This is a genomic window from Faunimonas sp. B44 (genome assembly GCF_052655945.1).
In genome coordinates this window covers 21836-41532 of record NZ_JBQYEX010000002.1, presented here as the reverse complement: position 1 = coordinate 41532, position 19697 = coordinate 21836, and the positions used below count along the sequence as shown (strand labels likewise).

Annotated in this window: 19 protein-coding genes; 10 read left to right on the top strand and 9 right to left on the bottom strand. The window is 70.0% G+C overall.

What is annotated here, in order from left to right; all coding sequences use genetic code 11:
- Positions 1-46 precede the first annotated feature (46 nt).
- From ACUN0C_RS03375 to ACUN0C_RS03350, 6 genes are all read left to right on the top strand, one after another.
- Complete coding sequence (locus tag ACUN0C_RS03375; protein ID WP_445464920.1) at positions 47-874, top strand: ion transporter; 828 nt, start codon at positions 47-49, stop codon at positions 872-874.
- A 146-nt stretch (positions 875-1020) separates the two neighbouring features.
- Complete coding sequence (locus ACUN0C_RS03370; protein ID WP_445464919.1) at positions 1021-2061, top strand: cysteine synthase A; 1041 nt, start codon at positions 1021-1023, stop codon at positions 2059-2061.
- A gap of 2 nt (positions 2062-2063) precedes the next feature.
- Positions 2064-2795 (top strand): alanyl-tRNA editing protein, encoded by a 732-nt coding sequence (locus ACUN0C_RS03365; protein WP_445464918.1) that lies wholly within the window; start codon positions 2064-2066, stop codon positions 2793-2795.
- On the top strand, positions 2792-3634 hold the full coding sequence (gene sseA / locus ACUN0C_RS03360) for a 3-mercaptopyruvate sulfurtransferase (protein WP_445464917.1): 843 nt from the start codon (positions 2792-2794) through the stop codon (positions 3632-3634). The genes ACUN0C_RS03365 and sseA overlap by 4 nt, the downstream gene beginning before the upstream one ends.
- Positions 3631-4182: a GNAT family N-acetyltransferase gene (locus ACUN0C_RS03355; RefSeq protein ID WP_445464916.1), complete on the top strand. Its 552-nt coding sequence runs from the start codon at positions 3631-3633 to the stop codon at positions 4180-4182. The genes sseA and ACUN0C_RS03355 overlap by 4 nt, the downstream gene beginning before the upstream one ends.
- 70 nt (positions 4183-4252) lie before the next feature.
- Positions 4253-6205, top strand: a complete 1953-nt coding sequence (locus tag ACUN0C_RS03350; protein ID WP_445464915.1) for an OmpA family protein — start codon at positions 4253-4255, stop codon at positions 6203-6205.
- A gap of 125 nt (positions 6206-6330) precedes the next feature.
- Here ACUN0C_RS03350 and ACUN0C_RS03345 read toward each other — a convergent pair whose 3' ends face one another.
- Positions 6331-7482 (bottom strand): hypothetical protein, encoded by a 1152-nt coding sequence (locus ACUN0C_RS03345; protein WP_445464914.1) that lies wholly within the window; start codon positions 7480-7482, stop codon positions 6331-6333.
- A gap of 438 nt (positions 7483-7920) precedes the next feature.
- On the opposite strand from ACUN0C_RS03345, the gene ACUN0C_RS03340 reads away from it, so the two are divergent.
- Positions 7921-8817, top strand: a complete 897-nt coding sequence (locus ACUN0C_RS03340) for an OmpA family protein (RefSeq protein ID WP_445464913.1) — start codon at positions 7921-7923, stop codon at positions 8815-8817.
- A 66-nt stretch (positions 8818-8883) separates the two neighbouring features.
- Here the strand turns inward: ACUN0C_RS03340 and ACUN0C_RS03335 are convergent, their stop codons facing one another.
- The 4 genes from ACUN0C_RS03335 to ACUN0C_RS03320 are packed head-to-tail and all read right to left on the bottom strand — an operon-like array spanning position 8884 to position 13106.
- Entirely contained in the window at positions 8884-9681 is a 798-nt protein-coding gene (locus tag ACUN0C_RS03335) for an amino acid ABC transporter ATP-binding protein (protein WP_445464912.1), read from the bottom strand.
- An 8-nt stretch (positions 9682-9689) separates the two neighbouring features.
- On the bottom strand, positions 9690-10832 hold the full coding sequence (locus ACUN0C_RS03330; RefSeq protein WP_445464911.1) for an amino acid ABC transporter permease: 1143 nt from the start codon (positions 10830-10832) through the stop codon (positions 9690-9692).
- 2 nt (positions 10833-10834) lie between these two features.
- Positions 10835-12034 (bottom strand): amino acid ABC transporter permease, encoded by a 1200-nt coding sequence (locus ACUN0C_RS03325; protein WP_445464910.1) that lies wholly within the window; start codon positions 12032-12034, stop codon positions 10835-10837.
- A gap of 55 nt (positions 12035-12089) precedes the next feature.
- On the bottom strand, positions 12090-13106 hold the full coding sequence (locus ACUN0C_RS03320; protein ID WP_445464909.1) for an amino acid ABC transporter substrate-binding protein: 1017 nt from the start codon (positions 13104-13106) through the stop codon (positions 12090-12092).
- 203 nt (positions 13107-13309) lie between these two features.
- Between ACUN0C_RS03320 and metC the strand changes: the two genes are divergently transcribed.
- The gene (metC, locus tag ACUN0C_RS03315; RefSeq protein ID WP_445464908.1) at positions 13310-14491 is read left to right on the top strand and encodes a cystathionine beta-lyase; all 1182 of its coding nucleotides are present in this window, start codon (positions 13310-13312) and stop codon (positions 14489-14491) included.
- 60 nt (positions 14492-14551) lie between these two features.
- On the opposite strand, the gene ACUN0C_RS03310 is transcribed toward metC, so the two are convergent.
- Positions 14552-16084 carry an acyl-CoA carboxylase subunit beta gene (locus ACUN0C_RS03310; protein WP_445464907.1) on the bottom strand — a complete coding sequence of 511 codons (1533 nt, stop codon included), beginning with the start codon at positions 16082-16084 and terminating at the stop codon, positions 14552-14554.
- A 105-nt stretch (positions 16085-16189) separates the two neighbouring features.
- On the opposite strand from ACUN0C_RS03310, the gene ACUN0C_RS03305 reads away from it, so the two are divergent.
- Positions 16190-16561, top strand: a complete 372-nt coding sequence (locus tag ACUN0C_RS03305) for a DUF4260 domain-containing protein (protein ID WP_445464906.1) — start codon at positions 16190-16192, stop codon at positions 16559-16561.
- Here ACUN0C_RS03305 and ACUN0C_RS03300 read toward each other — a convergent pair whose 3' ends face one another.
- The 3 genes from ACUN0C_RS03300 to ACUN0C_RS03290 all read right to left on the bottom strand — a co-directional run bounded on the left by ACUN0C_RS03300 (position 16562) and on the right by ACUN0C_RS03290 (position 19084).
- Positions 16562-17311: an ATP12 family chaperone protein gene (locus ACUN0C_RS03300; RefSeq protein ID WP_445464905.1), complete on the bottom strand. Its 750-nt coding sequence runs from the start codon at positions 17309-17311 to the stop codon at positions 16562-16564.
- Positions 17301-17990, bottom strand: coding sequence for an HAD-IA family hydrolase (locus ACUN0C_RS03295; RefSeq protein ID WP_445464904.1), 690 nt, complete (start codon positions 17988-17990; stop codon positions 17301-17303). The genes ACUN0C_RS03300 and ACUN0C_RS03295 overlap by 11 nt, the downstream gene beginning before the upstream one ends.
- Positions 17991-18202: 212 nt before the next feature.
- A complete protein-coding gene (locus ACUN0C_RS03290; RefSeq protein ID WP_445464903.1) occupies positions 18203-19084 on the bottom strand; it encodes an NAD(P)-dependent oxidoreductase in 882 nt (293 codons plus the stop codon).
- 100 nt (positions 19085-19184) lie between these two features.
- Here ACUN0C_RS03290 and ACUN0C_RS03285 point away from each other — a divergent pair, with 100 nt between their 5' ends.
- Positions 19185-19622 carry a GlcG/HbpS family heme-binding protein gene (locus ACUN0C_RS03285; RefSeq protein ID WP_445464902.1) on the top strand — a complete coding sequence of 146 codons (438 nt, stop codon included), beginning with the start codon at positions 19185-19187 and terminating at the stop codon, positions 19620-19622.
- The last annotated feature ends 75 nt before the right edge of the window (positions 19623-19697 follow it).

The following is a 19697-nucleotide window of genomic DNA, read 5'->3' as shown; positions in this document are numbered from 1 at the left end:
GCTCACCAGTTTGCGCCCGCGAAACCGCCGAGGAGCCGTCCCGATCATGCCGCACCCGCTGCGCGAACGTTTGCGAACGGTCGTCGATTCGCCCGCGTTCGAACGGGCGATCATCGCGCTGATCATCGTGAACGCGATCACGCTCGGGCTGGAGACGAGCCCCAGCGCGATGACGGCCGCGGGGCCGCTCCTCGTCGCGCTCGACCGCGCCATCCTCGCCATCTTCGTGGCCGAGCTGGCCTTGCGCTACTACGTGCGCGGCACGGCGTTCTTCCGCGATCCGTGGCGGGTGTTCGATCTCGTCGTGGTGGGCGTGGCGCTCGTCCCCGCGACCGGCAACCTGTCGATCCTGCGCGCCTTCCGGGTGCTGCGGGTGCTCCGCCTGATCGGAACGATCCCGTCCATGCGGCGCGTGGTGACGGGGCTCCTCAACGCGATCCCGGGCATGGGCTCGATCGCCGTCCTGCTCGGCCTGATCTTCTACGTGTTCTCCGTCATGGCGACGAAGCTGTTCGGCGCTGCCTTCCCCGACTGGTTCGGGTCGATCGGCGCTTCCGCCTACTCGCTGTTCCAGATCATGACGCTGGAGAGCTGGTCGATGGGGATCGCGCGGCCGGTGATGGAGGTGTTTCCGGGCGCCTGGGCCTTCTTCATCCCGTTCATCGCGGTCACCACCTTCGCGGTCCTCAACCTCTTCGTCGGCATCATCGTCGACGCAATGCAGAGCCAGCACCAGGCGGAGGCGCATGCCGAGCGCGAGGCGATGCTGAACGAGCAGGAGCAGGTGCTGGTCGAGGTGCGCGCCCTGCGTGGCGAGCTCGCCGATCTCCGCGCGAATCTCCTGCGCGAGCCGCGGACCGAACCGGTGGGTTAGCGGCAGTGCCAGTGTGCCCGCACCGGCCGATCCGCATCCCGGTTCTCCGGGGGTCCTCGCCGACGCATCCGGGCGGGCTGCGCCGCCTTGCCCGGACGCCCTCCCCCGACTAGCCTGCCGCTCGCAAGAACGTTTCGACCGAGCCGATGCCTGCAGCAGACTCCGTCCTCGACACGATCGGCAACACGCCCCTCGTCCGGCTGCGGCAGGCGTCGGAGGCGACCGGCTGCACGATCCTCGGCAAGGCCGAGTTCCTGAACCCGGGCCAATCGGTGAAGGACCGCGCCGCGCTCTGGATCGTGCGCGATGCCGAGCGCAAGGGCCTCCTGAAGCCGGGCGGGACCATCGTCGAAGGCACCGCGGGCAATACCGGAATCGGGCTCACGCTGGTCGCGCGCGCACTCGGCTACCGGTCCGTGATCGTCATCCCGGATACGCAGTCCGAAGAGAAGAAGGACATGCTGCGCTTCTACGGCGCGGAGCTCGTCGAGGTGCCCGCCGTCCCGTACCGCAACCCGAACAATTACGTGAAGATCTCCGGCCGCCTCGCCGAGCAGATCGGCAGCGAGGATCGGAACGGCGCGATCTGGGCGAACCAGTTCGACAACGTGGCGAACCGCCAGGCGCACGTCGATTCGACGGGCCCGGAGATCTGGGAGGCGACGGGCGGTCGCGTGGACGGCTTCATCTGCTCCGTCGGGACCGGCGGCACGCTCGCGGGCGTCGGCCTGTTCCTGAAGGAGCAGAACCGCAACATCCAGATCGGGATCGCCGACCCGCCGGGCTCTGCCCTTTATGCCTATTATGCCGAAGGCGAGCTGCGCGCGGAGGGAAGCTCGGTCACGGAAGGAATCGGTCAGGGCCGCATCACCGGAAACCTGGAGGCCGCCCCCGTCGATTTCGCGTGCCAGATCCCGGACGCCGAATCCGTCGCGCTCGTTTTCGATCTGCTGGAGAACGAGGGCCTCTGCGTCGGCGGCTCGTCCGGCGTCAATGTCGCCGGCGCGATCCGGATGGCGCGCGAGCTCGGCCCCGGCCACACGATCGTGACCGTGCTCTGCGACTACGGCACGCGCTACGCCTCCAAGCTTTTCAACCCGGCCTTCCTGCGCAGCAAGGGCCTGCCGGTGCCCGAATGGCTGGAAGAGAAGCCCCCGCTCCCGATCCCCTTCCTGCCGGCCGACTGACCATGCAGACGCAGCCCCTTTTCCGCGAAGACGCCTACCTCGCCGACTGCGACGCGGCCGTCATCGATGTGGGGCCGGACGGCGGCATCGTGCTCGACCGCACCGTCTTCTACCCCGCGGCCGGCGGGCAGCCGGGCGACACCGGCATCCTCCTGGCAGACGGCGGCGAGCCGGTTCCGATCGTATCCACCCTTCCCGGCGCCGGCCCCGGCGCCATTCTCCACATTCCGGCAACCGGGGCGCGGATCGAAACGGGCGCCCGCGTTCGTGCGCGCATCGACTGGGAGCGCCGGCACCGCCACATGCGGATGCACTCGGCCCTCCACCTCCTCTGCTCCCTCATTCCCTTTCCCGTGACCGGCGGGGCGATCGGCGCGGACGAGGGACGGCTCGACTTCGACATCGAGGATGCCGGCGCGATCGACCGGGACCGGCTGACGGAGGCGATCAACGCCCTCGTGGCCGCCGACCAACCGATCGCGACGCGCTGGATCACCGACGACGAGCTCGCCGACAATCCCGGCCTGGTCCGCACCATGAAGGTGAAGCCGCCATCCGGCTCGGGGCGGGTCCGCCTCGTCGCCATCGGCGACGACGGCGCCATCGACCTGCAGCCCTGCGGCGGGACGCATGTCCGCTCGACCGCGGAGATCGGCCCCCTTGCGATTACGAAGATCGAGAAGAAGGGGCGCCAGAACCGGCGCGTACGCCTGCGGTTCGCGGAGCCGGCATGAGCACGCCGTTCGTCAGCCCGGACTGGCTCGCCGCGCGGCTCCACGACCCGGCCGTGAAGGTCGTCGACGCGTCCTGGTACCTGCCGGCGCAGAACCGCGACGCAAAGGCGGAGTACCGCTCGGCGCACGTTCCCGGCGCGGTGTTCTTCGATATCGACTCGATCGCCGACCGGGGCACCGACCTGCCGCACATGCTGCCGGACGCCGCCGCCTTCTCCGAAGCGGCGCGCGCGCTCGGCCTCTCCAACGACGACACGATCGTGGTCTACGACGGCGCCGGACTGTTCTCCGCCCCGCGGGTATGGTGGACGCTCGTGACCTTCGGCGCGCGCGACGTCCGCATCCTGGAAGGCGGCCTGCCGGCCTGGCGCGCGGCCGGCCTGCCGCTGGAGCAGGGCGAGGCGAAGCCGGCGCCGGGGCGCTTCGCCGCTACGCTCGACGCCGATGCCGTCAGGAGCTTCGAGGACGTCCGGCGTGCGCTCGCGGACGGCAGTGCGACGGTCATCGACGCGCGTTCGGCCGCGCGCTTCGCGGGCGAGGCGCCCGAGCCGAGGCCCGGGCTCGCCTGCGGCCACATGCCGGGCGCGCGCAACCTGCCCTTCGACCGGCTCGTCGAGAACGGCAGGCTGGTCCCGCCCGCGCGGATCCGTGCGGCCTTCGACGAGGCCGGCGTTCCGCTCGATCGGCCGGTGGTCACGACGTGCGGGTCCGGCGTCACGGCCGCCGTGCTCAGCCTCGCGCTGGTCGCGACCGGGAAGCCGGACGTCTCCCTCTACGACGGGTCGTGGGCCGAGTGGGGCAGCCGCCCGGACGCACCGGTGGCGACCGGCCCGGCATGAGCCGCACGGTCGACGTCGTGGTGACGCGGCTCGAGCGCGCCGCGCCGGCCGGCATCACGCCGCCGCAGCCCGCGGGTTTCCGCCTCGCGCTCATGCGGGCGGAGCACATCCCCCTCCACTTCTACCGCTATCTCTACGGCACCGTCGGCCGGCCGTGGCTGTGGCTCGAGCGGGCGGGGCTCGACGACGCCGCGCTGGCGGAGCGGGTCCACAAGGAAGGCGTGGAGGTCTGGGTGCTCTACGGCAACGGCTCGCCGGCGGCGTTCTTCGAACTCGACTTCGGCGCCGACGCCGTCACCCTCGTCTATTTCGGGCTGTTTCCCGAGTGGATCGGACGGCGGGTCGGGCCGTGGCTGCTGGCCAATGCCATCCAGGAAGGTTTTTCGCGCGGCGCGCAGCTGATGCGGGTCAGCACCTGCACGCTCGACCACCCGGCGGCGCTCGCGATGTACCAGCGCCTCGGCTTCGTACCGGTCTCGCGCGAGCGGACCACCCTCGTTCTGTCGGAGGAGGCGGCAGGGCACGCCGCCGCCCTTCCTCCGCCCTGATTCCGGAACAATTGCCCCTGATCCTCCGTTCCGGTCCGACTGAGGGGGCCAATAGCTCAGGAATTCGATGATGAAGTTGCGATTGCTGCTGCTCGCCGGCACCGTCATGCCGATCGCGATGGCGCAGGCGGCGGAGCCTGTCCGAACCGGCCAGAGTGCCGCGGTGCCTTACGTTCTTGCCCAGGCGCAGCCGGAGGAGGCGCCCGCGGATCCGGACGCTCCGCCGGTCCGTCGCAGGCCGCCGGGCCAAGCGGCACCCGAGGCTGCCCCCGGTGAGGGCGCTCCCGGCGAGGCCGGGCAGCGGCCGCAGCGCCAGCAGAGGCCGCAGGCCCAGGGAGAGCAGCGGCCCCAGCCGCAGCAGGCGCAGCCGGGCGGCGGGGAAGCGCCGGCCCAGCGTCAGCGGCCGCAGCAGGCCCAGCCGGATGCTCCGGAACAGCCGGAGCAGGCACGGCCGCAGCAGGCGGCACCTGCCGGCGAGGCGCCGGCCCAGCGCCAGCGGCCGCAGCAGGCGCAGCCGGGGGAGGCCCCGGCCCCCGAAGGCCAGCGTCCGCGCCCGCAGGCGGAGCCCGCCGAACGGCCGTCAGCGCCCGAGGGCGCCGCGCGGCCGCAGCAGGCAGCACCCGCCGGCGAAACCCCCACGCAGCGCCAGCGCCCGCAGCAGGCCCAGCCAGGAGCGCCATCGCAGACCGCGCCTCAGCAGGCCGAGCCGGCAGCGCCCGCCGGTTCCGATCGGGTGCGTCCGCGCCCGCAGCAGGCCCAGCCCGACGCCTCGCCGCAGACCGCGCCGCAGCAGGCTGAGCCTTCAGCGCCCGCGGGTGGAGACCGGGTGCGTCCGCGTCCCCAGCAGGCGCAGCCCGACGCCGCACCGAGGACCGGCGGCCCAATGCAGGGGCAGGCGCCCGGACAAGGCGGCGGTCCGCAGCAGGCGCAGCCAGCCCCGGGCGGACAGGCGCCCCAAGGCGGCCCAGGCGCCCGTCCGGGCGGTCCCGGCACGCCGCAAGGCATCCCGCAGCAGGCCCGCCCCGGTGGACAGCAGCCCGGCCAGGCTGGCCCCGGTGGACAGCAGCCCGGCCAGGCTGGCCCCGGTGGACAGAGGCCCGGCCAGCAGCGACCAGGCCAGCAGGGACCAGGTCAGGCGCAGCGGCCCGCGAACATCCCCGTTTCGGGCGATGCCAACGTCATCAGCCGCGAGAGCGACCGCGTCATCATCCGTGAGGGCAATCAGGTCATCATCCGCAAGGACGAGCAGCAGCGCCTCGGCCAGCAGGCGCGCGACATGACAACGCGGCAGCTGGGCAACGGTCTCACGGAGGTGGTGGTCGTCCGACCCGACGGAACGCGAATCGTGACGATCCGGACCGCCCAGGGCGACATCCTGCGCCGAGCCCGCGTGCTTCCCGACGGACGCGAGGTCGTGCTGATCGACAGCATGCGGAACAATCGCCAGCCGAACCGCAGGCCGGTCGCGACGCTCGAGGCTCAGCTTCCGCCGCTCGCTGTCCGCATTCCGCGCGACCAGTACATCGTGGAAACCCGGAGGGCCTCGCCCACGCAGATCCGCGAGGCGCTCCTGGCGCCGCCGGTGGAGGAGATCCGGGAGGTCTACACGCTCGACGAGGTCCGCCAGAGCGAGCGCGTCCGCGACATGGTGCGCCGGGTCGACGTCGACACGATCACCTTCGAGACCGGAAGCTGGACCATCGGCCGGGACCAGATCGCGAGTCTTGCCGCCATCGGCACCACTCTGGAGGAGATCATCAGGCGCAACCCGGACGAGATCTATCTGGTGGAGGGACACACCGACGCGGTCGGCTCCGATCTCTCCAACCTGGAACTCTCCGATCGGCGGGCCGAGTCGGTGGCGATCACGCTCTCGACCAACTGGAACATCCCGCCGGAAAACCTGGTCACGCAAGGCTATGGCGAGCAGTACCTGAAGGTGCCGACCGAAGCGGCCGAACGGGCGAACCGCCGCGTCACGCTCCGCCGCATCACGCCGCTCGTGCAGGGCCAGCAGCAATAGGTCTGCGCCCTACGGGCAGTCCGGTGGGACGCGCGGGTCGCCTCCGCGAGGCGGCCCGCGCATTCAGGAGCCGCTGCGCTGTCGGCGTGCCACTCGAGGACGCTTGTGTTTCCGGCCGGACAGAGTCACTGCTGGAGGCAGGGGGGCGCCAAATGAGGACGAACACAATGAAGGCGCGACTGCTGCTCCTGGCCGGAACGGTGATACCGATCGCCATCGGATCCCACGCACAGGCGGTTAGACACCTGGAGGCCTCCGCCGGCGACCGCCCGGTGCTGAGTGACACGCGCCCCGGTGCATTCACGGGCGCAGACGCCGAGATCGGGGTCGCGGTGGACAGCACGTCCGATCTCGATGCCGTGGACGTAGCCCAAGGCCCGGGCGCTCCCCTCACGCCGGAGGAGTTGCAGCGGCTCAGGCAGCAACAGCAGCGCGGCGGGCCCGCCGGGCAGCAGCGACCACAGGCTCAGCCGCAGCGCCAGCAGCCGCAGGCTCAACCGCAAAGGCAGCAGCCTCAGGCTCAGCCGCAACGGCAACAGCAACCCCAGCGGCAGCAGCCTCAGGCCCAGCCGCAACGGCAGCAACAGCCCCAGCGGCAGCAGCCGCAAGCCCAGCCGCAACGGCAGCAGCAACCCCAGCGGCAGCAGCCTCAGGCCCAGCCGCAACGGCAGCAGCAGCCCCAGCGCCAGCAGCCTCAGGCCCAGCCGCAACGGCAGCAGCCGCAGGCCCAGCCGCAACGGCAGCAGCAACCCCAGCGCCAGCAGCCACAGGCCCAGCCGCAAAGGCAGCAGCAGCCGCAACGCCAGCAGCCGCAGGCCCAGCCACAAAGGCAGCAGCAACCCCAGCGCCAGCAGCCGCAGGCCCAGCCGCAACGGCAGCAGCAGCCGCAACGCCAGCAGCCGCAGGCCCAGCCACAAAGGCAGCAGCAGCCGCAGGCCCAGCCGCAGCGCCAGCAGCCGCAGGCCCAGCCGCAGCGCCAGCAGCCGCAGGCCCAGCCGACGCAGCCAACCACGCGGCCCGGTACGCAGCCGACCACCCGCCAACCCGGCGCCGGTACACCGCAGCGGCAGCCCGGGGCCGGAACGGCACCCCAGCAGACCCAGCCCAGTACGCGCCAGCCCGGCGGACAGATGCAGCCGGGACAAACGCCGGGTCAGCGGCCCGGCACCGGCCAGGGCCCCGGAACCGGCCAGGGACCGGGTCAGGGCCAGGTGCCCGGAGCAGGCCAGGGTCCGGGCACGGGACCGGGCGCAGGTCAGGGACCGGGCCAGGGTCAAGGACCGGGCCAGGGCCCGGGAGCCGGTCAGGGACCGGGTCAGGGCCAGGTGCCCGGAGCAGGCCAGGGTCCGGGCACGGGACCGGGCGCAGGTCAGGGACCGGGCCAGGGTCAAGGACCGGGGATGGGTCAGGGGCCGGGCCAGCAGCCCGGAACCGGCCAGGGCCCGGGAGCCGGTCAGGGACCGGGTCAGGGCCAGGTGCCCGGAGCAGGCCAGGGTCCGGGCACGGGACCGGGCGCAGGTCAGGGACCGGGAATGGGTCAGGGACCGGGCCAGGGCCAAGGGCCGGGAATGGGTCAGGGACCGGGCCAGGGCCAAGGGCCGGGAATGGGTCAGGGACCGGGTCAGCAGCCCGGAACCGGCCCGGGACCCGGTCAGGGTCAAATGCCCGGAGCGGGCCAGGGTCAAGGCCCCGGAGCGGGCCAGGGGCCCGGCCAGATGATCGGCAACGTCCGGATGCCGCCCAACGCCAACGTGATCTCGCGGCAAGGCGATCGTGTCGTCTTCCAGCAGGGCAACCGCGTCACGGTGCGGAAGGACGACCTTCTCCTGCTGCGGCCGCTCGCCCGGGACATCATCACCCGTCCGCGGACCGACCGGTACAGCGAGACCGTGGTGATCCTGCCCGACGGCACGCAGATCGTGACGGTCTATGACGAGTGGGGCGGCATCATCTACCGCGAGCGGATCCTGCCGAACCGGCAGACCTACGTGCTCGTCGACAGCCTCTACGACGGCTATGTCGAGCGCTACCCCGGCTATTACGACGAGATCCTGCCGCCGATCGTCGTCCCGATTCCGCAGGAGCAGTACATCGTCGAAACGAGAACCGCGACGCCGGGCATGATCTACGACACGCTGACGGCGCCGCCGGTCGTCAACGTGCCGCAGGCCTATTCGATAAACGACGTCCGCCAGAACGAGCGCATCCGGGAGATGGTGCCCCGCGTCGACATCGACACGATCACCTTCGAGTTCGGCAGCGCGAACATCGCTCCGGCGCAGATTGCCAACCTGGCGGCGATCGGCATGGCGATGTCGGACATCATCCGGCAGAACCCGAACGAGGTGTACCTCATCGAGGGCCACACCGACGCCGTCGGATCGGACGTCGACAATCTGGCGCTCTCGGACCGCCGCGCGGAAGCGGTCGCCATGGCGCTGACGGCGAACTGGCGGATCCCGCCGGAGAACCTGGTCACCCAGGGCTATGGCGAGCAGTACCTGAAGATCCCCACAGACGGGCCGGAACAGGAGAACCGGCGCGTGACGGTCAGGCGCATCACGCCGCTCGTCCAGCAGGACCAGCAGCAGGCGCCGATCCAGCAGCAATAGGCGGGGTCCCGTCCACGGCCTGCGAACCCGGGCGAGAGCCCGGGTTCTTTCATACCGGGCCGGCGGTCAGTGCAGGATCTGCGAGAGGAACAGCTTCGTGCGCTCGTGCTGCGGGTTCGTGAAGAACTGCTCCGGCGCGTTCTGCTCGATGATCTGCCCGGCATCCATGAAGATCACACGGTTTGCGACCTGGCGGGCGAAGCCCATCTCGTGGGTCACGACGAGCATCGTCATCCCCTCCTCCGCGAGCCCCACCATCACGTCGAGCACCTCCTTGATCATTTCCGGATCGAGGGCGGAGGTCGGCTCGTCGAAGAGCATGACGCGCGGGCTCATGCAGAGCGCGCGGGCGATGGCGACGCGCTGCTGCTGGCCGCCGGAGAGCTGGCCGGGATACTTGTTGGCCTGCTCTGGGATCTTCACGCGGTGGAGATACCGCATGGCGACCTCCTCCGCCTGCTTCTTCGGCATCTTGCGCACCCAGATCGGGGCGAGCGTGCAGTTCTCCAGGATCGTCAGATGCGGGAAGAGGTTGAAGTGCTGGAACACCATGCCGACCTCGCGCCGCACCTCGTCGATGCGCTTCAGGTCGCTGGTCAGCTCCGTCTTGTCGACGACGATGCGGCCCTTCTGGTGTTCCTCCAGCCGGTTGATGCAGCGGATCAGCGTCGACTTGCCCGAGCCCGACGGCCCGCAGATCACGATCCGCTCCCCCTTCATGACCTTCAGGTCGATGTCGCGCAGCACGTGGAACTCGCCGAACCACTTGTTGACGCCGACCATCTCGATGGCGACCTCCGAGGAGACCTTGAGCCTTTCCGGGTGCACCTCGAGTTCCGAAGCCGGGACGACGTTCTCGGTCATGTGCGTTCCTAGCGTTTGTGGCCGGTATCGAGCCGCTGCTCCAGCGCCTGCGAGTAGCGCGACATGCCGAAGCAGAACACCCAGAAGACCAGCGCGGCGAAGACCAGCCCGGTCGCCGGCGTCTGCGGCGTCGCCCAGTTCGCGTCGCTGAAGTTGATGCGGACGATGCCGAGCAGGTCGAACAGGCCGATGATGTAGACGAGGCTGGTATCCTTGAAGAGCGAGATGAAGCTGTTCACGATGCCCGGGATCACCAGCTTCAGAGCCTGCGGCAGGATGATGAGGCGCATCATCGGCCAGTAGCCGAGGCCGAGAGCGCGCGCCGCCTCGTACTGCCCCTTCGGGATCGCCTGCAGCCCGCCGCGGATGACCTCCGCCACGTAGGCGGACGAGAACAGCGCCACGCCGATCAGCGCCCTCAGCAGCTTGTCGAAGTTCATGCCGACCGGCAGGAAGAGCGGCAGCATTACGCTCGCCATGAACAGGACCGTGATGAGCGGCACGCCGCGCCAGATCTCGATGAAGCCGATTGCGAAGAAGCGCACCGCTGGAAGGTCTGACCGCCGGCCGAGGGCGAGCAGGATGCCGAGCGGCAGCGACATCACGATGCCGACATAGGACACGACGAGCGTGACGAGCAGCCCGCCCCACAGCGAGGTCTCCACACTCCGCAGCCCGAACGCGCCGCCGGTCAGGAGGAAGAACGACACGACCGGCACGACCACCATCAGGTAGACGAGGTTGAGCTTCTTGTACGGCACCGACGGAATGGCCATCGGCACGATGCCGATGGCGAGGAGCAGGAACACGAGGTCGACACGCCAGCGCTCCGCGACCGGATAGCGCCCGTAGATGAATTGCGGGAACTTCGCCTTCACGAAGGCCCAGCAGGCGCCCGCCCCTTCCACGATGCAGGCGGTGCGGTCCTCGCCCGTCCACACTGCGCTGAGGAAGGCCCAGTCGATGATGCCCGGCAGCGTGTAGGCGACGAAGAGCAGGGCCAGGATCGTCAGCACCGCATCGCCGGGGGTCGCGAACAGGTTTCGCCTCACCCAGTTGCCCGGCCCGGACGTGCGCACCGGCGGCGGCTCGGCCTGCGCAATCTCGCGGCGGACGAAATAGAGGTCGGTCTCGGCGTGGATGTCGGCCATGCCTACCGCTCCACCAGCGCGACGCGGCGGTTGAACCAGTTCATGAAGAGCGAGGTGGCGAGGCTGATGCCGAGATAGACCGTCATCCAGATGACGACGATTTCGACCGCCTGGCCGGTCTGGTTCAGGATCGTGCCGCCGACCGCCACGAGATCGGGGTAGCCGATGGCGATCGCGAGGGACGAGTTCTTGGTGAGGTTCAGGTACTGGCTCGTGAGCGGCGGTATGATGACCCGGAGCGCCTGCGGGATGACGATGAGCCGGAGCGTCTGGCCGGAGCGCAGGCCGAGCGAATGGGCCGCCTCGCTCTGGCCCCGGCTGACGGCGAGGATGCCCGCGCGGACAATCTCGGCGATGAAGGCCGCGGTGTAGATCGACAGAGCGAGCAGCAGCGCGATGAACTCGGGCTTGATCTGCAGCCCGCCGACGAGGTTGAAGCGCGTCTGCTGGGGGAACTCCAGCGAGATCGGCATTCCCGCCAGAAAGAACGCGAGGACGGGCAGGCCGACGATCAGGCCGATGCCGATGGGCAGCAGCCGCACCTGCTCGCCCGTCCGCATCTGGCGGCGCCTTGCCCAGCGAGCGATTGCGAACGTCGCTGCGATGCCGGCGATGAGCGCGGCGCCGATCAGCCACGCGCCCTCCTCGAAGATCGGCTTCGGCGCGAACATGCCGCGATTGCTGAGGCTGAAGCCGAACCCGACGTCGAGCGCGTCCCGCGGCTGCGGCAGCACGGCGAGAACGCCGAAATACCAGAAGAAGATGACGAGCAGCGGCGGAATGTTTCGGAACGTCTCGACGTAGACGGTGGCGAGCTGGCGGACCAGCCAGTTCGAGGAGAGCCGGCCGATGCCGACGAGGAACCCGACGAGGCTGGCGATGACGATACCGGCCGCGGCCACGAGCAGCGTGTTGGCCAGGCCGACGACGAGCGCCCAGCCGTAGCTGTCGTCCTGGTAGTAGGGCACCGCCGACTGGGACACGTCGAAGCCGGCGCGGTTCTCGAGGAAGCCGAAGCCGGAGGCGATGTTCGCCCGCTGCAGGTTCGTTGCCGTGTTGGTCGCGACCCAGGCGAAGAACGAGACTACGACGAGGAGCAGGAGGAACTGGACGAGAAAGCCGCGCTTTCTCGGATCGTTCAGGAACGCGCTGCGCTCGCGCGGGATCGCGACCGGGCCGCTCTCGCTGATGGGATGCGCCATGCCGTCTGCCTGGGGCGTCCGCGGCCGCAACGCTGCGGCCGCGGATCCGAGCCGGCTAGCGGACCGGCATGCCGTACTGCAGGCCGCCGTCGGTCCACTGCGCGTTGAGGCCGCGCTCGATGTTCAGCGGAGAGCCCTCGCCGACGTTGCGCTCGAAGAGCTCGCCGTAATTGCCGACCGCCTTGACGATGGCGACGACCCAGTCGTTCGGCAGCCCGACCGCCTCGCCGAAGGTCCCGTCGACGCCGAGCAGCCGCTTGATCTCCGGATTGTCGGAATTCTTCATCTCCTCGACGTTGGCCTGGGTGATGCCGAGTTCCTCCGCATTGAGCAGGGCGTAGTGCGTCCACTTCACGACGTTGAACCACTGGTCGTCGCCCTGCCGTACGACCGGGCCGAGCGGCTCCTTGGAGATGATCTCCGGCAGGACGATGTGGTCGTCGGGTGTCTTCATGGTGAGGCGCGTCGAGTAGAGACCCGAGGCGTCGGTCGTCAGGGAGTCGCAGCGGCCGCTGTCATAGGCCGAGTTCGTCTCCTCGATCTTCTCGAAGACCACCGGGTTGTAGTCCATCTTGTTGGCGCGGAAATAGTCGGCGAGGTTGAGCTCGGTCGTCGTGCCGGTCTGCACGCAGATCGAGGCGCCGGAGAGTTCCAGCGCGGAGGAGACGCCGAGGTCCTTGCGCACCATGAAGCCCTGGCCGTCGTAATAGTTCACGCCGGCGAACTTCAGGCCGAGCGAGGTGTCGCGCGACATGGTCCAGGTCGTGTTCCGGATGAGGACGTCGACCTCACCCGATTGCAGCGCGGTGAAGCGCTCCTTGGCGGAGAGCGGCGTGAACTTCACCTTGGTCGGATCGCCGAAGATCGCCGCAGCCACCGCGCGGCAGTAGTCGACGTCGAAGCCGGTCCATTCGCCGGCATTGTCGGGCGAGGCGAAGCCCGGCAGGCTGGTGTTGGAGCCGCACTGGACGAAGCCCTTCCCCTTGACGTCGTCGAGCGTGGCGGCGCCGGCGGCGCCCATGCCGAGTGCGAAGAGCACGCCGAGCGCGAGCGGCAGAGATGTTGATTTCATGACGGAGCCCCTGTTCCCCTTGTGATGCATCGGAGGAAAATGCGACCTGCAGGGGTGGCCGGCGCGGCGCCGCACCCGGAGCTATTGTCGCAATCTTTCCACACTGCGGCCATCACAAGGCAATTGCCGCTTTCGGTCAAGGCACGTCGGTGCCGGAATAGGCGGCACTCTCTGCTGCATGGAAAGCATCCCTCGGAGGTTCGATGAGCACAGACGACGAGAGCAGCAGCCCGCCCCCCCTGGGCGGCAGGCGCAGCGCGACGGTGCTCGCCCATGCCGGGCTCCATCCGGAGCGGTTTCACGGTTTCGTCAACCCGCCCCTCGTGCGCGCCTCCACGGTGCTCTTCGAGAGCGTCGAGGCGATGGAGGGGCGGACCGGGCACCGGTATCCCTACGGGCTCACAAACACCCCCACGATCGAAGCGCTCGCCGAGGCGCTCACGGAACTGGACTGTGCCGCGGGCACCGTCCTGGTGCCGTCCGGCCTCGCCGCCGTCACGGTCGCGATTCTGTCCGCCGTGAAGCCGGGCTGCACGATCCTCGTGCCGGACAACGTCTACGGGCCGACGCGCCGCTTCTGCGACGAGAGCCTTCCGGCCCTCGGCGTGACGACGCGCTATTACGATCCCGTGGACCCCGATTGCGGCGGCATGGACGAGCGCAGCGTCCTGTTCATGGAGGCGCCCGGCTCGCTGACTTTCGAAATGCCGGATCTCGAGGCGCTGGTGGCGGCCGCCCGTGCCGCCGGGGCCGCGACGATGCTCGACAACACCTGGGCGACGCCGCTCATCTACCGCCCGCTCGAGCATCGCATCGACATCGCCCTCTACGCCGGGACGAAGTACTTCGCCGGCCATTCAGACCTGCTGATCGGCTCGATCTCCGCGAACCCGCGCATGTGGCCGGCGCTCCGCCGCCTGCACCGGAATCTCGGCGTGCAGGCCGGCACGGAGGAGATCTGGCTGACGCTGCGCGGGCTGCGCACGATGGAGGTCCGCCTCGCGCGGCACGAAGAGAACGCCATGACGGTGGCACGGTGGCTGGCCGCACGCCCCGAAGTGGCGCGCGTGCTCCACCCTGCCCTGCCCGCCGATCCCGGCCATCGCCTGTGGCAGCGCGACTTCGGGCGCTCGACCGGGCTGTTCGGGCTCGTGCTGAACGGGTCCGAGGCGGAGGCCAGACGCTTCCTCAACGCGCTCCGCCTGTTCGGGCTCGGCTATTCCTGGGGCGGCTTCGAGAGCCTGGCCATTCTCGGCGAACTCCGGCAGGCCCGGACGGTGAAGCCCTGGACGGACGGCCCGGTGATCCGCCTGCACATCGGCCTCGAGGATCCTGCCGACCTGATCGAGGATCTCGAGCAGGCATTCGCCGCGATGACCGGCTGACGGGCGCCGCCGCGGCGAGGTCTCTCCGGAGGGCCAGGGTCTCGCCGCGCGAGCGGACGGTCAGAGCGGGATGTTGTCGTGCTTCTTCCAGGGGTTGCCGAGCTCCTTCGTCCGCAGAAGCCGCAGCGCCCGCGCGATCCGGCGCCTGGTCGAATGCGGCATGATCACGTCGTCGACATAGCCGCGTTCGGCGGCGACGAAGGGGTTGAGGAAGCGGTCCTCGTAGCGCCTGGTGTGCTCGGCGATCCGCACGGGGTCGTCGAGGTCCTTGCGGTAGATGATCTCGACCGCTCCCTTCGCGCCCATGACCGCCACCTGTGCCGTCGGCCAGGCATAGTTGATGTCGCCGCGCAGGTGCTTGGAGGCCATGACGTCATAGGCGCCGCCGTAGGCCTTGCGCGTGATGACCGTCACCTTCGGCACGGTCGCCTCGGCATAGGCGAAGAGAAGCTTCGCGCCGTGCTTGATGAGCCCGCCATATTCCTGCGCCGTGCCCGGCAGGAAGCCGGGCACGTCGACGAAGGTCACGATCGGAATGCCGAAGCAGTCGCAGAAGCGCACGAAGCGCGCGGCCTTGCGCGAGGCATCGCTGTCGAGCACGCCGGCGAGCACCATCGGCTGGTTGGCCACGACGCCGACCGTCCGCCCTTCCACGCGACCGAACCCCACCACGATATTCCCGGCATGCGCCGCCTGGATCTCGAAGAAATCCTCCTCGTCCACGACCTTCAGGATCAGCTCCTTGATGTCGTACGGCTTGTTGGCCAAATCCGGGATCAGCGTGTCGAGCGAGCGGTCGATCCGGTCGGGCGCATCCGGCGAGGGGATCTCGGGCAGGTCCGCCCTGTTGTTGAGCGGCAGGAGGTCGAACAGGCGGCGGATCTCGAGGAGCGCCTCCACGTCGTTCTCGAAGGCCCCGTCGGCGATCGAGGATTTCACGGTATGCACCGAGGCGCCGCCAAGCTCTTCCGGCGTGACGGTCTCGTTGGTGACGGTCTTCACGACGTCCGGCCCGGTCACGAACATGTAGCTCGTGTCGCGGACCATGAAGATGAAGTCCGTCATGGCCGGGGAATAGACGTCGCCGCCCGCGCACGGCCCCATGATCACCGAGATCTGCGGGATGACGCCGGAGGACAGCACGTTGCGCTGGAACACCTCGGCATAGCCGCCGAGCGCGGCGACGCCCTCCTGGATGCGCGCCCCGCCGGCGTCGTAGAGGCCGATGATCGGCAGCCGGTTGCGGAGCGCCATGTCCTGGACTTTCTGGATCTTCTCGGCATGGGCCTCCGACAGCGAACCGCCGAACACCGTGAAGTCCTTGGCGAAGACGTAGGTCGGGCGCCCGTTGATCGTGCCCCAGCCGGAGACCACGCCGTCGCCGGGGATCTTCATCTCCTCCATGCCGAAATCGGAGCAGCGGTGCTCGACGAACATGTCGAACTCCTCGAAGGAGCCTTCGTCGAGCAGCACCGCGAGCCGCTCGCGCGCCGTCAACTTGCCGCGATGGTGTTGCGCCTCGATGCGTGCCGCACCCCCGCCGCGCCGCGCCGTCTCGCGCCGCTCCTCCAGCTCCGCCAGGACCTCGCGCATCGTCCGCCCTTTCTGTCCGCGTCGACTGCGTGGTAGCACGAACCGGTCCCGGGGAAAGTCGGCCGTTGGTCGGAAGGCGACCGGGCCCAGTCGAGGAGACCGAATGTGACGCGACCGGCCGGCGCGACGCTTCTCCTCCGCGCCGAGGGCCTCTTCTTCGCCGCGGTGGGCCTGTTCCTGTTTGCTGTCGGCGGGGAGAGCTGGTGGCTGTTCGCCGCGCTGATCCTCGTGCCGGATCTCTCGATGCTCTTCTACCTCGGCGGGCCGAGGCTCGGCGCCGTGGGCTACAACGCCTTCCACACCTATTGCGCGCCGCTCCTGGTCGCAGCGATCGGGTGGTTCGGAAATCAGGGCGGGCTGCTGACGGTCGCAATCGTCTGGCTCGTCCACATCGGCATCGACCGCGCGCTCGGCTTCGGGCTGAAGCTGCCGAGCGGGTTCAGGGACACCCATCTCGGCCGGATCGGGCGGGCCTAATCAGCCACGGATGGCCAGGACCGCGGCGTCGAAATCGCGCTTGCGCCGCTCGCGCCTCAGCTTCGCTTCGGCGTCCTCGCCCCACTGGCGGATGTTCCAGTCCTCGTCGACATGGGCCGCTTCCCACGCGTCGTCCGGGTCGACCTCGCCGACGGCGATCGCAAGCGCGATGAAGGCGGAGCCCGTGAGGCTCGCGACGACGTGCAGCCCCGCCAGGCGGAAGGGATCGTCGATCCGGTCGAGCGCCCTCCGTGCCGCCTCGATCAGCGCGGCCGATTGCGGAACGTGCATCACGCCTTCGGCCAGTACGACCCGATGGCCGAGCCGCGCCTCCGTCGCGCGCAGCAGCGGGTCCCAGTGCCGCCGCTGCTCGGCGAGCAGTCCGTCCGGCTCGTCGGCGCGGTAGCAGAGGAGGTCGCTCTCCGCGAAGGCGAGGATACCGTCCCGCACCCCCTGCATCTCGCGGGCAACGCCGTCGAGGGCCGTGTTGGCGAGACGGGTCGCAGGCATCGTCGCGGGATCGACGCGCTCCCCTTGTGCGCGCCATTCCGCGGCCATCGCGTCGGCGAGCGCTCGGCTCGGCACGGCGAGCGCGTTGCGCGCCGGCGTGCGGGCCCCGCGCCCGTCGAGCCGGATCGCCCATCCCGAGGGGGTCTCGGCCAGGGACACCTCGGTGTAGAAGCGCTTCGGAAGCTCAGGCGCGGACAGCCGTCGCGCCGCGACGATCGGATTGTTTTGTTCACGCTCCATCGAACGCCGCCTCCCGTTCGACGCCGCCTGCAGCGAGCACATCGAAGAGCTCGGGGATGCCGTCGATCACGCATCTCGCCCCGGTCCGCAGAAGGTCTTCCGCAGCGTGATAGCCCCACGAGACGCCGATCGGAGCTGCACCGGCGGCCACCGCCATCTCCATGTCGTAGCGCGTGTCGCCGACGACGAACGTCTCGGCCGGCGCGATCCCGATCTCGCTGCAGCATTCGAGCACCATGGCGGGATGCGGCTTGGACGGGCAGTCGTCCGCCGTCCGCACCACCTCGAAGAGACCCTCGAAACCGTGCTGGCGACAGACCGCCGCCACGCCGCGGCGCGACTTCCCGGTCACCATGCCGAGCCTCACGTCGTCACGGCTCGCGAGCGTGTGGATCGCGTCCGCGGCGCCCGGGAAGAGCGGCTCGAAGAAGCCGGCGCGGCTGCGCATCGCCATGAAGTTCCGCCGGTAGCTGTCCGCGATCGCCTCCGCTTTCGGCCCGAGCGGCTCGTCGATCAGCACGGCAATGGCGAGCGGGAGCGACAGGCCGATGATGAGCCGCGTCCGCTCCGGAGCGGGCCGATCGAGACCGTGCTCGGCGAAGGCGAGGCCCATGGCCTCGGCGATGATGTGCTGGCTGTCGACGAGCGTCCCGTCGCAGTCGAAGAGGACGAGTTTCAACGCAGTGGATCCGGGCCTTGGTTGGAGGTCCCGGGCAGCAGGCGATGTGGCGCGCGGCCCGGGCGCGCGGGCCTCAGATAGGCAGCGGGAGGCGTGGTGTCCACCTGCGCCACCGCCCCTCGAGGCGCTCGACCGGCCGGGGCGGCCGCACGGCACCCGGCCGCCCCCGCCGGGTCGCGGCCCGCGAACGCGTCAGCGGCCCGTCCGGGCGGTCACCCGCGCGTCATCCCGGCCATCGCCTCCAGCACCGCGCAGACCGCCGCGGTGTCCTCGTTGCCGCGACCCTGCGACATGGCTGCCGCGTAATAGGGCTCGGTCGCGCTGAAGAGCGGCGTCGGCGCGCCGAGCGCCGCCGCGAAGGCGCCGATCACGGCCATGTCCTTCTGCCACGTCGAGATCTTCATCGTGGCGGGCTCGTAGCGGTCCTCGACCATCAGCGGCGCGCGCATGTCGAACATGCGCGATCCGCCGGCGCCTGCACCCACCACCTCGACCACCTGCCGCGGATCGAGCCCGGCCTTCATCGCCAGCACCATCGCCTCGGCGGAGGCGAGGTTGTGGATCGCGACGAGGAGGTTCGCCACGAACTTCATCCTGGTGCCGTTGCCGAAGGCGCCGAGGTCGTGCGCCTGCCGCGCGAAGTCGGCGAAGAGGGGCTGGAGCCCGGCAATGCTCGCGCTGTCGCCGCTCGCATAGACGACGAGGTCGCGGTTCTTCGCCTGGGCGCCGGTCCCGCTCAGGGGGCAGTCCAGCAGCACGTGGCCGGAATCCGCGAACACCTTTTCGGCGGCGACCTTGTCGTCGAGCGCGAGCGTCGAGGTCTCGCAGACGACCCGCTTCGGCAACCGGGCCAAGGCGATCTCGCGCGACACGGCGAGCACCGCGGCCGGGCTCGGCAGGCTCGTGATGAGGGTCGGCGCCGCGCGCGCCACGTCCGCCACGCTTTGCGCGATCTCCACGCCCCGGCCGGCGAGTTCGTCCCGCCGGCCCTCGTCGAGATCGAAACCGACGACGCGCCAGCCGCGCTCCCGGAGATTGCCGGCCATCGCCCCGCCCATGATGCCGAGCCCGATGACGCCCACTTCCCCCCTCATGCCGCTCTCATCCCTCGTGCCATGGACCTGATTCCGGCCGGGATGCTATTGATCGCCCGCCCGAGGGGCAATCTCACCGCGACCGCCGCGAGGGAAGATCATGACCGCAGCCATCATGCTCCAACAGGCGAGCACCATCGTCGATGCGGCGCTTGCCAACGGGCGGGCGCAGAACCTGGTGCCGCTCACGGTCGCCGTGCTCGATCCGGGCGGCCACCTCGTGGCGCTGAAGCGCGAGGACGGTTCAGGGATTCTCCGCGTCGAGATCGCCACGGGCAAGGCATGGGGCGCGCTGGGAATGGGCTTCGGGTCGCGGGAGCTGGCCGAGCGCGCAGCCAAGGCGCCCGCCTTCGTCAATGCGATCGCGGCCGCGAGCCAGGGCCGGCTCGTGCCCGCGCCGGGCGGCGTCCTGATCCGCAATCGGGAGGGGGAGCTTCTCGGCGCCGTCGGCATCTCGGGCGACGTGTCCGATGCGGACGAGGCCTGCGCCGTGGCCGGGATCGAGGCGGCCGGCCTGGTGGCGCAGACCGGGGCCTGAGCGGCGGCCGGCGCGGGAGGCTGCTAGCCGGCGGCCGATGCGGCGCCCTATCCCGACGGGACCGCGGCGCCGCCT

What these genes read in the sequence shown, in the direction of transcription:
- metC (WP_445464908.1), top strand. Translation starts at nt 13,310, where the DNA reads ATGAGCACAGACGACGAGAGCAGCAGCCCGCCCCCCCTGGGCGGCAGG.
- ACUN0C_RS03350 (WP_445464915.1), top strand. Translation starts at nt 4,253, where the DNA reads ATGAAGTTGCGATTGCTGCTGCTCGCCGGCACCGTCATGCCGATCGCG.
- ACUN0C_RS03335 (WP_445464912.1), bottom strand. Translation starts at nt 9,681, where the DNA reads ATGACCGAGAACGTCGTCCCGGCTTCGGAACTCGAGGTGCACCCGGAA.
- ACUN0C_RS03375 (WP_445464920.1), top strand. Translation starts at nt 47, where the DNA reads ATGCCGCACCCGCTGCGCGAACGTTTGCGAACGGTCGTCGATTCGCCC.
- ACUN0C_RS03320 (WP_445464909.1), bottom strand. Translation starts at nt 13,106, where the DNA reads ATGAAATCAACATCTCTGCCGCTCGCGCTCGGCGTGCTCTTCGCACTC.
- ACUN0C_RS03310 (WP_445464907.1), bottom strand. Translation starts at nt 16,084, where the DNA reads ATGCGCGAGGTCCTGGCGGAGCTGGAGGAGCGGCGCGAGACGGCGCGG.
- ACUN0C_RS03365 (WP_445464918.1), top strand. Translation starts at nt 2,064, where the DNA reads ATGCAGACGCAGCCCCTTTTCCGCGAAGACGCCTACCTCGCCGACTGC.
- ACUN0C_RS03355 (WP_445464916.1), top strand. Translation starts at nt 3,631, where the DNA reads ATGAGCCGCACGGTCGACGTCGTGGTGACGCGGCTCGAGCGCGCCGCG.
- ACUN0C_RS03370 (WP_445464919.1), top strand. Translation starts at nt 1,021, where the DNA reads ATGCCTGCAGCAGACTCCGTCCTCGACACGATCGGCAACACGCCCCTC.
- ACUN0C_RS03325 (WP_445464910.1), bottom strand. Translation starts at nt 12,034, where the DNA reads ATGGCGCATCCCATCAGCGAGAGCGGCCCGGTCGCGATCCCGCGCGAG.
- ACUN0C_RS03330 (WP_445464911.1), bottom strand. Translation starts at nt 10,832, where the DNA reads ATGGCCGACATCCACGCCGAGACCGACCTCTATTTCGTCCGCCGCGAG.
- sseA (WP_445464917.1), top strand. Translation starts at nt 2,792, where the DNA reads ATGAGCACGCCGTTCGTCAGCCCGGACTGGCTCGCCGCGCGGCTCCAC.
- ACUN0C_RS03290 (WP_445464903.1), bottom strand. Translation starts at nt 19,084, where the DNA reads ATGAGGGGGGAAGTGGGCGTCATCGGGCTCGGCATCATGGGCGGGGCG.
- ACUN0C_RS03285 (WP_445464902.1), top strand. Translation starts at nt 19,185, where the DNA reads ATGACCGCAGCCATCATGCTCCAACAGGCGAGCACCATCGTCGATGCG.
- ACUN0C_RS03300 (WP_445464905.1), bottom strand. Translation starts at nt 17,311, where the DNA reads ATGGAGCGTGAACAAAACAATCCGATCGTCGCGGCGCGACGGCTGTCC.
- ACUN0C_RS03340 (WP_445464913.1), top strand. Translation starts at nt 7,921, where the DNA reads ATGATCGGCAACGTCCGGATGCCGCCCAACGCCAACGTGATCTCGCGG.